Source organism: Desulfovibrio sp. An276 (assembly GCF_002159665.1).
Lineage (GTDB): Bacteria > Desulfobacterota > Desulfovibrionia > Desulfovibrionales > Desulfovibrionaceae > Desulfovibrio > Desulfovibrio faecigallinarum.
This window is the reverse complement of record NZ_NFJC01000008.1, coordinates 20310-35555: the sequence shown is the minus strand read 5'-3', so window position 1 is coordinate 35555 and position 15246 is coordinate 20310. Positions and strand designations below refer to the sequence as shown.

The window sequence follows — 15246 nt, the reverse complement described above, 5'->3', positions numbered from 1 at the left end:
CGGGCTATTATTCCCCGGGAGGTTCTCGAACGGTATAACTAATTGCAATTTCTTTTTTTTGTGCATATCCCATCTGGAATGGATTTTGAGATATGACCTTTTGGGCCAGTTCTCGAAAGCACCCAAATAACTATTTGATTTTCCCTGATAAATCATCAGGACTGTCGCACCCCTCGCGGGTGCGTGGATTGAAACCTCACAAAAAAGACTCTCCCCGCGGCGTTCCAATGATGCCATGGAGAGAGTCTTTTTGTGTTTCCCGAATTTGTCCTGGTGTGTTGTTAGGACTCGCGCGCATATAACGCTAACTAATTACAACGATAACTATTTGAAATTTTGTAATTGTGTTACCAACAAGGGCAGCGTTATCTCTTCGCAAGTCCTTAGTCCCCGTACCCTTGAGGCTGGCTCTGATGCCACTTCCAGGCAGAGCGGATGATTTCCTCTATACCATACTGTGACACCCAGCCGAGGACCTCGAGGACCCTCTGGGAAGAGGCCACAAGCCTTGCCGGATCCCCTGGGCGGCTGGCTGCAATCACTGCCGGCACCTAGTGTCTAAATTGAAAAGTCCGCAAACTTATATCTAGATGAAATCATTGAATTTCATTACCGAAGTAGTATGGCGGATTTTTGCAACTAGACACTAGTGGTCGGTGACACGGCGGGCAGCCTTGAGTATCTCAAGCACGGAGAAGCCCTGGCCGTTGCCAAGGTTGCAGACAAGGCTGTCGTTGCCTGCACGCAGATAGTCGATGGCCTTCATGTGGGCACTCGAAACCGACGAAAACGGCTGCCCTTTCTGAAACCACGCAAGAGCCCCATGGTGCAGGATTAGTCTGGCAGCCTAAAGCCTGGCGTGCAACGCGACAGGTCCCAACGGCAAGGGCCTGCAATCGTGACTTTCTTCCCGGACTATTCTATTCTCGCGCCTTTCTCACCCAAATGTACTTATGGCATACCCTTCCGCATGCAAATATACATTTTCGAAGTTTTTCGCCTAACACCCACATTTTTCCGAGAAAGGCACCAGGTGTTGAAGGGAAAAGCCAAGTAATACACTGATATTACTAATAAACATTTCAAGACATCTGACTCTACCTCTCCACCTCCCTAGCTTGTCTCTGGACCAAACTATCCTCACATGCAGCTCTACCGAGTCAAATTTTCTACAAAAAAGTAATTTTTTTATAGCCCAGTTTGCCATTCAAACGTTGATTGATTGTTCAATGAATAATTTTATACAATAAAGAAATATAGTTATCCAAGACTGGCATAAAAAATGCAGGGCGCACGCGCTTTCTACTCCACAGGGTTGTGGAACCTGGTATCAGCTGCATCCTTGGAAGAAGGCAGACGGATCTTTCCACGCTTAAACGCGGTGAAAACCTGCTCATGGGTGTCTACAGGGAAATGGTTCACCAGCTTCTGACATACCCGGGGCAGAGTCGTTGCCAGCGGCAGCGCAGAAGTACAAAAAGCATATTTTGGGTGATCATCATGACCGTACCTTGCAACAGCATCGAACTGGCCCAGCGCCTTGTCCAGTTCAACACCATAGGCAACGGAGAACGTCCACTGCTGGACTTTCTGGCAGGACTGCTTGGCGAGGCATCCTTCTCCGTCACTTTTGACAAATATGAAAAAAACGGCTGGAGCCTGTGCGCCCGCCTCAATCCCGAAGCCAGTGGACCTGCCCTGTGCTTTGCCGGCCACATGGACACATTGCCACTGGGAGAGGAAGAGTGGCAACAGGATCCCTTCTCTGGCAGCGTCCAAAACGGCGTCCTCTACGGCAGGGGAGCCTGCGACATGAAAAGCGGTCTTGCGGCCATGGTCTGTGCTGCCATCAACATGGCCCCGCACATCAAGGGAGAGTTGGTTGTGCAGATCTACGGCGGTGAAGAGCGCGGCTGCCTTGGCTCCTTCCATCTTGCCAGACGAAGACCTTTTCTGAACAACGTGCAGGCAATAGTCGTGGGCGAACCCACCGGGGCCATACCCCTGGTCGGCCACAAGGGTGCCATCTGGCTAACCCTGGCAGCCAAAGGAAAGGAAGCCCACGCCTCCATGCCGGAAATGGGCGCAAGCGCCCTCACTACCATGCTGCCCGCAGCCTATCGACTGCTGAACTACAAGCCGGGGGGCGAGCACCCGTACCTTGGCAGAGGCACCTGTGTTCTCTCCTCCCTGCATGCTGGCCAAAACAGCAGCTCTGTGCCGGACAGCGCCATACTCACCCTGGACATACGCACAGTGCCAGGCCTTGATCACAAAAGCATCTGCAAGGACATAGCAACCCTTGCGGGACCAGCCATCTCCATCACGAAAAATCTGGACATCCAGCCTGTCTGGACAGATCCCACCAATCCCTGGATACAGCAGGTGCTCTCTTCCTATGCCAGGATCACGGATCATCCAGCCCCCATCGGCGCAGTGCAGTATTATACGGACGCGGCCGCGCTGCGCGCCATCCTGCCTGATGTGCCTGTACTCATCTTCGGGCCTGGCGATGGCAGCCAGGCACACAGGGCCAACGAGGCCTGCCCCACGGAACAGATTGTGTTCATGGAACAGATGTACTGCAATATCATCAGGGATTGGTACGGGAAAAAAGGAGCTCTGAAGACCTCTGTCTAATCAGGAAGCGCAGAACTTCCATCAAAGGCTTTCCCTCAAATGCGCAAGGGACAGGCAGCCATAGGTGAGGGGCCGCCTCTGCGCTACAAAAGTTGTCAGGCAACGGACACGAAAGACACTGCACCTCCCTCTTTGAGGCAGACATTTTCCCTGTGGCCTCGGCACAGGCAATCCCTGCATGAACACGCTCGGCCCCACGCAAGTTTCCCGGTCATGGCATAGCTACGGCACAGTGGCCTGCCTCTGCCCTGCAGTTTGAGACCTGTCACAGCAAGGCGGCTTTCCATGTGAAGCCCCCACCATCTTCCCTGCTTGCAAAAAAGCCGCTGGTTTCCACACATCCATGTGAAAATCAGCGGCTTTCCTCCACTTTACCCTAGTCTCCGTACCCTTGAGGGTGGCTCTGATGCCACTTCCAGGCAGAGCGGATGATCTCTTCTATGCCGAACCTTGGCACCCAGCCAAGGACCTCGCGGGCCCTTTGAGAAGATGCCACAAGCCTTGCCGGATCCCCGGGACGGCGGGCAGCAATCACTGCCGGCACGGGGTGGCCGGTGACGCGGCGGGCAGCCTCGATCATCTCAAGCACCGAGAAGCCCTGACCGTTGCCAAGGTTGCAGACCAGACTGTCGTTGCCTGCACGCAGATAGTCTATGGCCTTCATGTGGGCATCGGCAAGATCCATGACGTGCAGATAGTCGCGCACGCAGGATCCGTCCTCGGTGTCGTAGTCGTTGCCAAAGACACTGATGTGCTCGCGCTTGCCCAAGGGTACCTGCAGGATGAGGGGGATGAGGTGGCTTTCCGGCCTGTGATCCTCGCCAATGCTCGCGTCCTTGAAGGCCCCGCCCACGTTGAAGTAGCGCAAGGTAACGGAGCGGATGCCAACTGCCCTGTGCGTCCACTCCATGATGTGCTCCATCATGAGCTTGCTCTCGCCATAGGGGTTGGTCGGGGCCTTTGCATCGCCCTCCTCGATGGGCACGCGTTTGGGTTCGCCGTAGACCGCTGCGGTGGAGGAGAAGACGAGCTTGTCCACACCGTGGCGCTCCATGGCCTCGAGCAGGACGATCATGCCAACGACATTGTTGTCGAAGTACTTGAGGGGCTTTTTCATGCTCTCGCCAACCTCGATGAAGGCGGCAAAGTGCAGCACGACCTCTATCTTGTGCGCGGAAAAGACCTTTTCCAGATCCTCGGAATTGCGCAGATCGCCCCTGTAAAAGGCCACATTGTCCGGCACAGCCTCTCTGTGCCCGGTCGAAAGGTTGTCCAAAACGACAACGTCCTCGCCCCGCGCAAGCAGGGCCCTGACATTGTGGGAGCCGATGTAGCCGGCTCCGCCTATAACCAGTATGCTCATTATTCTCTCGCGTATTTGCCTATAGTTGTTCTCAAGGCTGTGTTGTTTCCAAAAAGTCCCAAGGCCTACTGCTCCACCTCATCCGTGTCGGGCTCGTCTTCCAGGCCCTTTGCCACATCCGGGGGACACCACGTGCCCGGCATGGGAGCAGTGAGGCTGGCCTTCTCGCCCACATAGGGGTTGAAGTAGCCGTACTCAAGCCAGGGACAGGCTTTCTTGAGCCTCTTCATGAAGGAGCGCAGGCCCATGGAGGGTCCCTGGGCATAGCCCTTCATGAGTTCAAGGTAGTACTCGGGGTCGATGTTGAGATTGCGCCACTGTATCATGCTCACACCGTGGCGCCCCACAAGCTCGGACAAGGCCAAAAGCTCGTCTTCCGTGTCCGTGATGCCCGGGAAGTAGAGCAGGTTCAGGCAGATGTAAAGCCCGTTTCCCCTGCCCACGGCAATGGATTTTTTCACATCCGCGAAAGTGTAGCCCAAGGGCCTGTAGTAGCGGTTGTAGAGCTCTTCCCTGGCAGAGTTGAGACTCACACGCATGGCGGAAAGCCCTGCCTTGGCAAGAGCTTCGACAGCTTCCGGACGGGAGGCATTGGTGTTGCAGTTGACGGTTCCCTTGCCGCCGCGCTCGCGGTAGAGGCTGACTGCATCTTTCAAAAGCTCGTAGTTCATGAGGGGATCGCCCTCGCAGCCCTGGCCAAAGGAGAAGATGGGCTTTTTGAGCTCGCGGGCTGCGTGTATCTCCATGACCTCCACCAGCTCCTCCGGAGTGGGCGTGAAGGTCAGGCGGCACTGTGGCGTCACCTCGATGGGGCTTTCCTCCTCCTGCTTCGAGATGCAGCCTATGCAGCGCGCGTTGCAGGTGCGCGAGGACGGAAGGGGTGCTTCGTAGCGGCCAAGGGCAAAGTTTCTGGCTGCAGGGCAGTCGTAGCGCATGACGCAGTTGGTGAGGATGTGCTCCACAAGACGGTTCTTGGGATACTTTGCCAAAAGCATGCGCACGTTTTTTTCGATTAGGCCTTTGCGTATGTGGGCAAACTGCTGGCGCGGATCCATGTCCACGCGGCGGGCGCAGATCCAGAAGCGGTCCTCGGCAAAGCCCACGGCCCCGTAGGCAAAGAGGGGCAGCATCTGCGCGTCGGGCCCTGTCTCGTACACGGGATGCCCGGAGAGGGTGTAGCCCGGAGCGGCGAAGGCTGCCACGGCAAGACCGTCCACTTCCTCGGCCTCCCCTGTCTCTGCGTTGTAGCCGACTGCCTTTCTGCCAGGCAAAAGGAAGAGTTCGCTCTCCCTTGGCAGGGGTACGAGCTCGTCGGGCCTTGGCAGGCCCCACTGCTCTCCCCTGCGCACAAGCATGAGGAGCTCGGGCTCGTCGTAGATATTGCCGGATTCGTCCGCAACCACCAGACAGGGATTCAAATCCCTGTTTTTGTTCTTTGAGCTCATGGCCCCACCTGTTTTTGTAGTTTCTGGCGCGTCCATCGTGCCCCAACCGGGCACAAAGCAGCGCCTTAAGCCTGCATTTTCGGCGGCATCCTTATGCCTCAAAAGAGAGCCCCTTTGCAAGGCCCGCGTGAAGGGCGCAAGCTGCACATATCCCGCCTGCGACACCAAAACGTTCCTTGCCTGTACAGGGGGACTTGGCTATATTTCCCAAGGCAGGATGCCCCCAAAAAAGCCCTGCAAAACGTCTCCAAAAGGTCACAACAAATACCCTTCCCTCTCAAAAGACAAAAGCCCATGTCCCAGACTCCAAGCAAGCGCGATGCGCACGATCAGCTGCAAAAGGCCGTCCGGCTGAAAGGCAGGGCAAATGCGGATGCATGTCACGTCGCAAGCCCTGCGGACGACGATTTTCGCCTGGATCTGGGCCCCCTGCCCTCTGCCCCAAAAGGGGAGCAGGCGAAGGAGACACCAAAACAGAAACCAGCTCCCACGGACTGGCCCTGGGAAGAGGACCACTGCGCCCACAGGGACGCGACCAATACGGGAAAGCCCGACTCTCCTTCCACGGAAGATGCCAGGGACGATGCTCCCCCTGAAGTTGCCCAAATCATCACAGTCCCCGTGGAGACTGCCGCAAAACCGGCAGATTTCGGGATTTGCATAGAGGACACATCTCCAAAGCAGATAGAGTCTGTGCCCCCTGCTCCGGGAGAACAGGCTGAAAAACCTGCAGCGCAGGAAGAAGCGCCCCGGGGTTGCGAGGCTCAGGTTTGCAAGGATGAGGCTTGCGAGGAAAAGCAGCCCTCTGGCGACACACCCAGCGAAGAAGCAGAAAGCCCTGCCAAAAGATGCAAGCTCCCGAAGGCCGCCACGCGTGCCCTGAAGGGGTTATGTATCTTTGTCTTGAGCGTCCTTGTGCTCTTTTTGGGGCTCTTGCTTGCGGTGCAGCTCAACATGGACAAGATAACCACCCTTGCGCTGCAGGAGATCTCCGCGCGCACGGGCTGCAGTATCGGGTTTTCGGGTGTGACCATGCGCCTCATCCCCCTGCCTGCCATACGCCTGGACAACGTGCACCTTGTCCTGCCGGGGAAAGGCCAGGCAGGAAACAAGACAGGGGATCAGGCAGAGACTCAGGCAGGAGCAGGGGCCGCTACCAGAGCCTTGAGTCTTTCCGCGCGCACGCTCTACTTTGCACCAAATTTTCTCACCCTTCTCTCCGGCAGGTTCGAGCCTGAGACCATTGGCCTTGTGGAGCCAAGGATTGTGGGTGCGCTTCCCATTGCCTTTGCGGATCTCGCAAAGGGAGGGAGCGGCAGCGGCAAGACCAATTTGCAGGACATTCTGCCCCTGCACTGCTCGCTTGCCATCAAAAACGCCCACGCAACGCTCTGGGACAAGGCTGGCAATCTCCTGCGGGCAGAAGGCTTTTCCGCAGACATAACCCTCACCAATCTGCCCATGGCAAATCCCCTGAACGGCCTCGACGGCACAGTGGAACTTGCCAGTGCCAGCCTGCAGACAAGGGAGTTTGCTGCAGCTGCAGCCGATGTGCGCATCTTCGGCAAGGCAGGCCTTGCAGATCCCTTGCACGACATGAGTCTTGAGGTGCAGGCAAGGACTGCCATCTCCCCGCTCTCCCTTGGACTTGCCACCCATGTGCAGCTTGAAGGAAGCAGGCATGGGATCGGCGGCAAGGGCGTGATCAGGGGGAACTTCACCTTTGACGGGGTGGTCATTCCCTACGAATTTGCCGGCTCTGTCGAGCCGGGATCAAGCCCGAACAAATACGCGGCACTCCTGCAGAACGAGCCTCCGGCTGCGGAAAAGGGCCTTCCCTTGCACGTGGCCCTCGACACCTTTGCGCTCGGGGACACTGTCCTGAACCTGGACGCACTGCTTTTTCCCAAAAATCTCGCAGTGGCAGGCAGACTTGGCATAGAGCGTGTGAGCCTCACCCGCTGGCTCACCTTCGCACGCCACCTCTCCCCAGGGTTGCAGATCTCCCTGGACAAAATCACGGACGGCTTTATCGACTTCTATATCGATACACACCATTTGCGCGCACCGAACATCAAGGCCTGCGCTGCAGGCGCAACCTTCACAGGACACGGCGGCATAGCGGACTGGAAGGACATTGTGATCTTCCTGGATATGAAGAGCGACTTTGTGGACTTAGGACAGGCCATACCCGAATCCGTGGGCCGCATGAAGGAGCCCCCCAAATATGCCCACAGACCCCTGACCGAAATGAGCGGAGCCGACATCTTTGCTCGGGCAAAGGATACGGACACCAGAGCGAGCAGGGCCGGGGAGACACTTGCGCAAGAAAAGGACGGGCACAAGCAAAAGGACCAGAATAGGAATCAGAATAAGGATCAGCAAAAAGCCGGGCTTGCAGAAGGAGCGCAGCCCAAAGGCGTGCCCGCGAAAAAAAGGCTCTTGAGCTACGACATTCGCTTAGGGGCAGCAAAGATCCACTACGGCTACGCGGATATAGTCGAGGGCGGTGTCATCATCCGCCCTGGCACCAACAGCAAGGGTGAGGACAGCGCAAGGCTCGACATGCGCGCAGGCCTTTTCGACGGAAAGTGCACTGGCTATGCCCATTTCAGCGGCGAGAAGGAAACGGAGTACGAGTTTGCCATCGAGGTTGCAGGATCGAGCCTGAAAAAGCTGCACAAGGCCATGGATTTCATTCCCTTTACCGCAGGATCCGGCAGCTGCCGGGTGCAGGTGACAAGCAAGGGCTCGGAAATCAATCGCTTCCTTGCCAATCTGCGCGGCCGCGTGCAGGTCACGGGCCAGAATACGGTCATGGAAAAGGCAGAGCGCTTCTCGCCCATGCGCCTTGCTTGCGACTTGCGTCTTGGCACTGCGGCCTTCCAGAATTCGGCCCTGGGCCTGAGCGGCACCTGGGACGTTCGGGTCAACGGCAGCAAGGGATGGTCTGCGGACATATACCTGCCTGGCATGGTGTGGTTTGGGGGCAGGTCAGGTGTTCGCATGGACAACCTTGCAGGCAAGCTCAACGTGCGCAATACGGAAAAGCTTGTGCCGGCCTTCAAGCAGGACAATGTGACCATGGACCTGCAGGGCAAAACCAGCCTCGACATAAGCAAAAATAGTGTGCGCATGAGCCAGGGCCACTACGAGCTGCCGGGAGCTGTCTTCGACGGCAACGTGGAGGCAACCATCGGAAGATCTCCAACCCTTGAGGGCTCGTTTGTCAAGGCAAGGGTGGATCTGCCAAGGGCTACACCCCTCATCAGGGAAAAGACCGTCTCGTACCCCAAATTCCTGGAGCACCTCACTCTCGCAAGTGTTCGCGTAAAGCTCACGGATCACGACGTGACACTCGAGCACTTTGCCACCCATGTGGACGGCATCCCGGTCCGGGGAAAGCTTGCCCTGAACTTTGCGAAGGAAAAGCCACACGTCATCTTCAATCTGCACACCGGAAGCCTCAATCTCGACACCTACATAGGCGAAAAAAAGAAGGGCCAGGCCCAGAACCAGGCACAAAATCCCCAGCACAAAAGATGGGATTTTCCGGCTCTCAGGGAGTTCAGCGCCCAGGGCACCCTCAAACTGGACAGTCTGCGCGTCAAGAAGGTCACCATCACCAATGTGCAGCTGCCCATGACACTCGCAAACGGGCAGCTTGACGTGCCAAGAGTGACAGGAATCATCTACGGAGGCGAGTTCACGGGCAAGGGCAGGGTGAGCTTCGAGCGGGGCGTTGCCTTCTCCTCCACCCTCAAGGTCACGCAACTGGACCTTGGCGCGCTTTTGAAGGATCGCGAGATCAAGGGCATCTTCAGGGGCAGGACGGACTTTGCTGCCACCCTCGCCTCCTCCATGCAGGGGCCAGGGGAACTTGCCCGCAACCTGAACGGTCGCCTCTCCTTCCAGACTGGCCAGGGCAGCTACCAGAGTGTGGACAAGAACCTGCGCCCCAAGGGCAAGCCAACGGTATTCAACCGGGCCGGCTGCACGGGACAGATTTCCGGGGGTATCCTGCGCACCAACGACTTTGCCCTCATGGGACCGGAGCTGCGTCTTACAGGCAGTGGCTGGATCGACCTCGCAAGGGAGACCCTGGACATGAACTTCGTGGCGGACATGAACAATCTGCCCAACATCCCCTTGCGCCTGCACGGCACCTTCGAACACCCGGAAACGGACATCAAGGGCGGTATGGTCATCCTGAACGCCATAGGCGGCATCTTCACAGGCATATTCGGCTTCCTCGGGGACATGCTCGGCGGCATCATTGGCATATTCAGCTAGTCGGGGAAACGTGTGTGCAAAAACTCTTTTCCCGTCTTGACACAAAAAGGCTGCTGGCGTAGGTAAAGGACGCTTGTCTATTTTTTCACACGCCCTTTGCGGCGAAAACAAAACACGGAGAGGAAGGGATATGAATATTCTGATTTTTGGTCCCAACGGCAGCGGCAAGGGTACTCAGGGCGAACTCGTCAAACAGAAATACAACCTGGCCCACATCGAATCCGGCGCCATCTTCCGCGAAAACATCAAGGGCGGCACCGAGCTTGGCAAGCAGGCCAAGGCCTACATTGACAGAGGCGACCTCGTGCCCGATTCCATCACCATCCCCATGGTGCTCGACACCCTGAAGACCAAGGGCGAGAACGGCTGGCTGCTCGACGGCTTCCCGCGCAACATGGTTCAGGCCGAAATGCTGTGGGACGCCCTGCAGAAGGCCGGCATCAAGCTGGACTACGTCATCGAAATCCTGCTTCCCAGGGAAATTGCCCGCAACCGCATAATGGGCCGCAGGCTCTGCCAGAACAACAACAACCACCCCAACAACATCTTCATCGACGCCATCAAGCCCAACGGTGACAAGTGCCGCGTCTGTGGCGGTGATCTGAGCACCAGGGCCGACGACCAGGACGAGGCCGCCATCAACAAGCGCCACGACATCTACTACAACACCGAAAACGGCACCCTCGCCGCAGCCTACTACTTCAAGAAACTGGCTGCAGACGGCCAGACCAAGTACATCGAACTCGACGGTCAGGGCACCATCGACGCCATCAAGGAAGACCTGCTCTCCAAGCTGGCCTAAGCATTGAACGCCAGAGCCCGGAACGAGGGCCCTGGGACTTTCGGGCGATCCGTCCCCTTTGGGGTACGGGTCGCCCTTTTTTTGTGCCAAGCCCGGTCCCTGGCTTCTGGACACACTGGAAAAAACTTTATTGAATATTGTAAAATTGCAACCAATATTTGCGAAATTTGGCACAAATATTGCAAAATTGCATCTTAATAAAGAAAAGAGTAAAATTATAAATTTTATCTTTTATTATGGCGACTTGTATCCAATATCCCCGACATGACGCGAAAAGGTCGCAAGGCACAAATGCGAACGCAATACTATGATATTTTCTTCTCTTTTGCCAGTTTCGCTCAAAAAATGCCTTTTGGGAGAGTTGCAGGCATGAGTAGCATATCTGCAACTATAAGCGCAAGCTCTTGATCACAAGTACAAATAACAATGCAGGTCTGCATTGTGCCCTGCTTGTGATTCTCTTGCACATTGCCTGTACAAGTCGGCGCAAACCCTTTTCTTTTCTGCTGCATGTGAAAATTGTGGCACAATCCTTGCAGGGGCCGCAGCGCCAGGGCCCGGCCAAGGCCTTCCCTTCAATGGTGCCACTACTCAGACCTCTTCCCCGCTCGTCGGGACGGGTCTGCTCATCACACATACAGGTCTTTGGAGAACCAATGGAAAACACCACCCCTGATCAGCAGAAAAACCTGCGTCGCGTCGTTGTCTCGTCCCTCGTCGGAGCCGTTATCGAATGGTACGACTTCTTCCTCTACGGCGTGGTCGCAGGCATAGTCTTCAACAAGATCTTTTTCCCGGATTTTGACGCCACTGTCGGCACCATCCTGGCCTTTGCCACCTTTGCCGTGGGCTTTGTGGCCCGTCCTGTGGGCGGCATCATCTTCGGGCACTTTGGCGACAAGCTCGGCCGCAAGAAGATGCTTGTTCTCACTCTGGAAATCATGGGTGTTGCCACAGTTGGCATCGGCCTTGTGCCCTCCTACGAGACCATTGGCATCGCTGCACCCATCCTGCTTGTCATCTGCCGCCTGGCCCAGGGCATAGGCATTGGCGGTGAATGGGGTGGTGCCGTGCTCATGGCCTTCGAGTCCGCACCCGAGAAAAAGCGCGCCTTCTACGGCAGCCTCCCCCAGGTGGGCCTGGCCCTTGGCCTGATGCTTGCCTCCGCCGTCATCGGCATTCTCTCCTGGGCTCTTTCCGAGGAAGACTTCCTTGCCTGGGGCTGGCGCGTTGCCTTCCTGCTCTCCGCAGCCCTTGTGGCAGTTGGCGCCTACATTCGTCTGACCGTCACCGAGACCCAGGACTTTGCCAAGGCCAAGAAGAAGACCGACGAGGTCCGCTTCCCCATCATGGCTGCCTTCAAGCACTACCCCAGAACCCTTCTGGCCTGCATTGGCGCCCGCTTTGTGGAAGGCATAGCCTTCAACGTCTTTGGCGTGTTCTCCCTGACCTACCTCACCAATACCTGCGGCATGGACAAGACCGTCAGCATCTTCATCATCGTGGGTGCAGCCCTTGTCATGGCCTTTGCCATTCCCTTCTGGGGCATGAAGGCTGACAGCCTTGGCCGCGCCCGCATCTTCGGCTGCGCAGCCATTCTCCTAGGACTCACGGCCTTCCCCGCCTTCTGGGTCATGCACAACTTCCCCAACAACATCCTTTTGGTCTTCCTGGCCATCTCCCTGCCCTTCGGCATCATCTACGGCGCAGCCTACGCCACCATGTCCAGCCTTTTCTCCGGCAGCTTCGAGCCCACTGTGCGCTACTCCGCAGTGTCATTTATTTACCAGTTCTCGGGCATCTTCGCTTCCGGTATCACCCCCATGATTGCCACCATGCTGGTGAGCGCCAACGGCGGTCAGCCCTGGTATCTATGCACCTACCTGCTCATCGCTGCCCTCATAAGCTCCGTAAGCACCATCTGTATTGTCCGCATCCACGGCAAGGAGAGCCTGCCCGAGGCTGAAGAGCTCGCAAGCAAGAAAGCATAGCAAGCCAAAGCCGTACACAATATGCCGGGTGTTCCGGCAATAACACGAAGGCCACGCTCCCAAATCCGGGGATCGTGGCTTTTGGCTTTTTTTGTTTTGCGCAAAATCGCAAGAAGCTGGCTGCGATGGCGAGGAACATCGAGCCCGACGTCCAGGACTGCGTCGACGCCATCAAAAAAAAACCTGCTCCCCAATGGCCTTGCTGACGCCTTTTCGGGCCTGACAACCAGGGGCTTCAGCAAAAGTACCTTTGTCCCTTGAGCATCCTTCCGGGGGAAAAGAGTAGTTGACAAGAGGATGGAACCAATGAAATCCTCCATTGGAGCTCCTCACTATAGAGAGAATAGAGAGGGGGCATCCGCACGACCCCTATCCTCCGCTTGCGGAGTCAGTCTGCGGATGGGGCGACTGTGGATTGAAACAAATATCTATCAGTTGTCCGGCATTTTTGCGTCCGGCATACTGCAAGGGCCACGCTCTCCGGATTGGGGAAACGTGGCCTTTGTTTTTTTGCTACTTCACATGAAACCGCAGCTGCAAACTGCCAGGCTCAGAGTGCTACCGGGTATTTGTGTCCGTTTGCACCATCTTGCCGCTTTGCTTAAGCTCGGCGTACCAGAGAGGATTGTGTTCGCAGACATGTTTCAGGGGCACAAGGCCGGTCAGCATGGAGCACAGGGCTGGTCCCTCGCCAGGCGCAAGGGCTGCCATGTAGATGTGGACAGGCAAGAAGATTGCCATAAGCCCTGCGCAGGCAAAGTGGATCACAAGGCAGTACTGCAGGGCCTTTTGCGAGACCGCAAGGGCCGAGTTTCCTGAACAATAGCCCAGAACAAGGCCAGTCACGGCAAGGCCAAGGCTAAAGCCAGAATCCCGGGAACGGGGAAGAGGTCTGTCGCGAACTCTTTGGGAAAGTAGCAGATACCGGCGGATGCTTCTGTACAACAGGCGGACGATATTCTCCCTCCTTGAGCAAAGGCATCTGCCGACATTTGGCTCTTTCCTTCTGTTGGAATGGTGACAGCTGTCGGGGCAATCCGGCAGAAAGCGATTTTCTGGTCAGGGAGAATCCCCCGTTGTAAAACGGGGGAGCTTCAACTCTCCGAATTCTTCTATATCTTGCGCAGATCGCGGTAGCGCACTATGGAACACACGAGGCTTGCCACGCAGATGACAGTGAAGATGACAAAGCTTGCCTGCATGGCCTCTATGAGTTGCGGAACCCGTTCAGCGGACATGGGTGCCTCGCCCATGAAAAGGCGCAGGGTTAGGGTTGCCGTCACCATGCTGACGACCATGCCGCCAGTGCGAACTGTCCCCACAAGGCCCGAGGCCTGGGAAAGGTGGGCAGGATCCACGCTTGTCATAATCATCACGGTGTTGGGGGTAACAAAGACCGCATTGCCAAGGCCGTTCAGGATGAGGATGAGGGAGATGGTCCACATGGATGTGTCCGCGCCAAGGAATATGGCCATGACAACGCTCACTACAGCCAGGACATTGCCAACCAGGGCCACTGGCGCCGAACCAAAGCGGTCCGTAAGCCAGCCGCTCGGCCAGGTCAGAAGGATTTGCGCAACAGGCTGGAGAAAGACTACCGTGCCTGCAGCTGCCGAGTCCAGTCCCTTCACGTACTGCAGATAGAGGCTTAAGAAAAAGGTCAGGCTGAAGAGGGAGGCATAGAGGGAAAAGGAGGCAAGGTTGCTCAGGACAAAGATGCGGTTGTGGATGAGGACGCGCAGATCGAGAAGGGGTATGGTTTTCTTCAGCCTGTATTCGTAGACGCAAAAGAGCATTCCCACCAAAAGACCCGCAAGTATGGGCCAGATCCTGTAGGCATCGTCCATGGGACCAACAAAGCCCTGCACGGAGAAAACCATGCCCGCAGCAAAGAGCAAAAGGCCCATCCAGTCGTAGGGCTTTTCCCTGCTCTCGTACCATTCCTGCTTAACCAAAACAAACATGATGGCAAAGCAGACCACAGACCACAGGGAAATGACGTAGAAAAAGTATTTCCAGCCCAGGAGGGCATTGATCCAGCCGCTCAAGAGAGGCCCTGCGGCAAGGCCCACATAGACAGCAGTGGAAGTGGTGCCAAGGATGCGCCCCTTTACGTCCGGCGGGGTCACGGCCATGAGCATGGCAAGCGAGGAGGTGGAAAAGGCTGCCGTACCCATGCCCTGGAAAAAGCGCATGGCTATGACCGAATCGATATTGGGCACAAGGGTGATGAACACCGAGGTTGGCGCCAGCATCACCATGCTGAACATGCACGTCTTGTGCCTGCCCCACTTGTCCCCTGCCCTGCCCATGGCAAGGTTGAAGATGGCAAGGGCCATGCAATAGACAGTGGACACAAGTCCAAGATCGGTGGCAGAGCAGCGAAAATGCTCGCCCATGGCAGGCAGGATGACTGCCGTTCCTGTCTGCAGAAAGGGCGTTATGAGCTGCATGCAGATGACTGCTGCCACAAGGCCCTTGAGTGTTCTCTTTTCTTCCGGGGAAAGGGTGGCCAGTGAAGTGCGGGATTTCTTTTGCGCTGCCATAGGTCAAACCGATGCTGAGGTTGGGGGAAGAGTCTTGCGGCAAACACACGCTCTCCCGCGATTCCCTCAAAACGCCATGCGTCTTGCAAAGTTCCCGGGATATGTGTCTCCTTCAGACCCCAGAGTGTAGCGAAAAACGCCGCCCACAGGCCAAAGCGGCGCATCC

9 protein-coding genes are annotated in these 15246 nt (G+C 56.5%); 4 read left to right on the top strand and 5 right to left on the bottom strand.

Annotated features, from left to right (window positions below; translation table 11 throughout):
• Nucleotides 1-383: 383 nt before the first annotated feature.
• The gene (locus B5F76_RS14775) at nt 384-542 is read right to left on the bottom strand and encodes a hypothetical protein (RefSeq protein WP_162608695.1); all 159 of its coding nucleotides are present in this window, start codon (nt 540-542) and stop codon (nt 384-386) included.
• 775 nt (nt 543-1317) lie between these two features.
• Between B5F76_RS14775 and B5F76_RS05325 the strand changes: the two genes are divergently transcribed.
• Entirely contained in the window at nt 1318-2640 is a 1323-nt protein-coding gene (locus B5F76_RS05325) for a M20 family metallopeptidase (protein WP_087352037.1), read from the top strand.
• Nucleotides 2641-3016: 376 nt separating this feature from the next.
• Here B5F76_RS05325 and galE read toward each other — a convergent pair whose 3' ends face one another.
• Together galE and B5F76_RS05315 are read right to left on the bottom strand one after the other, a co-directional pair.
• The gene (galE, locus tag B5F76_RS05320; RefSeq protein WP_087352035.1) at nt 3017-4003 is read right to left on the bottom strand and encodes a UDP-glucose 4-epimerase GalE; all 987 of its coding nucleotides are present in this window, start codon (nt 4001-4003) and stop codon (nt 3017-3019) included.
• A gap of 65 nt (nt 4004-4068) precedes the next feature.
• Nucleotides 4069-5448 carry a radical SAM protein gene (locus B5F76_RS05315; RefSeq protein ID WP_087352032.1) on the bottom strand — a complete coding sequence of 460 codons (1380 nt, stop codon included), beginning with the start codon at nt 5446-5448 and terminating at the stop codon, nt 4069-4071.
• Nucleotides 5449-5742: 294 nt separating this feature from the next.
• Here B5F76_RS05315 and B5F76_RS05310 point away from each other — a divergent pair, with 294 nt between their 5' ends.
• The 3 genes from B5F76_RS05310 (at nt 5743) to B5F76_RS05300 (ending at nt 12534) form a co-directional block, all read left to right on the top strand.
• A complete protein-coding gene (locus tag B5F76_RS05310; protein ID WP_162608694.1) occupies nt 5743-9741 on the top strand; it encodes an AsmA family protein in 3999 nt (1332 codons plus the stop codon).
• Nucleotides 9742-9871: 130 nt separating this feature from the next.
• Nucleotides 9872-10543 carry an adenylate kinase gene (locus tag B5F76_RS05305; RefSeq protein WP_087352028.1) on the top strand — a complete coding sequence of 224 codons (672 nt, stop codon included), beginning with the start codon at nt 9872-9874 and terminating at the stop codon, nt 10541-10543.
• A 656-nt stretch (nt 10544-11199) separates the two neighbouring features.
• Nucleotides 11200-12534, top strand: coding sequence for an MFS transporter (locus B5F76_RS05300; RefSeq protein WP_087352025.1), 1335 nt, complete (start codon nt 11200-11202; stop codon nt 12532-12534).
• 558 nt (nt 12535-13092) lie between these two features.
• Here B5F76_RS05300 and B5F76_RS05295 read toward each other — a convergent pair.
• Entirely contained in the window at nt 13093-13479 is a 387-nt protein-coding gene (locus tag B5F76_RS05295) for a hypothetical protein (RefSeq protein WP_087352023.1), read from the bottom strand.
• Between the two features lie 167 nt (nt 13480-13646).
• On the bottom strand, nt 13647-15080 hold the full coding sequence (locus B5F76_RS05290; RefSeq protein WP_087352021.1) for an MFS transporter: 1434 nt from the start codon (nt 15078-15080) through the stop codon (nt 13647-13649).
• Nucleotides 15081-15246 lie beyond the last annotated feature (166 nt).

Bases quoted from the DNA above. Each gene is read 5' to 3' on its own strand.
- galE (WP_087352035.1), bottom strand. From the start codon at position 4,003: ATGAGCATACTGGTTATAGGCGGAGCCGGCTACATCGGCTCCCACAAT.
- B5F76_RS05315 (WP_087352032.1), bottom strand. From the start codon at position 5,448: ATGAGCTCAAAGAACAAAAACAGGGATTTGAATCCCTGTCTGGTGGTT.
- B5F76_RS05310 (WP_162608694.1), top strand. From the start codon at position 5,743: ATGTCCCAGACTCCAAGCAAGCGCGATGCGCACGATCAGCTGCAAAAG.
- B5F76_RS05305 (WP_087352028.1), top strand. From the start codon at position 9,872: ATGAATATTCTGATTTTTGGTCCCAACGGCAGCGGCAAGGGTACTCAG.
- B5F76_RS05300 (WP_087352025.1), top strand. From the start codon at position 11,200: ATGGAAAACACCACCCCTGATCAGCAGAAAAACCTGCGTCGCGTCGTT.
- B5F76_RS05290 (WP_087352021.1), bottom strand. From the start codon at position 15,080: ATGGCAGCGCAAAAGAAATCCCGCACTTCACTGGCCACCCTTTCCCCG.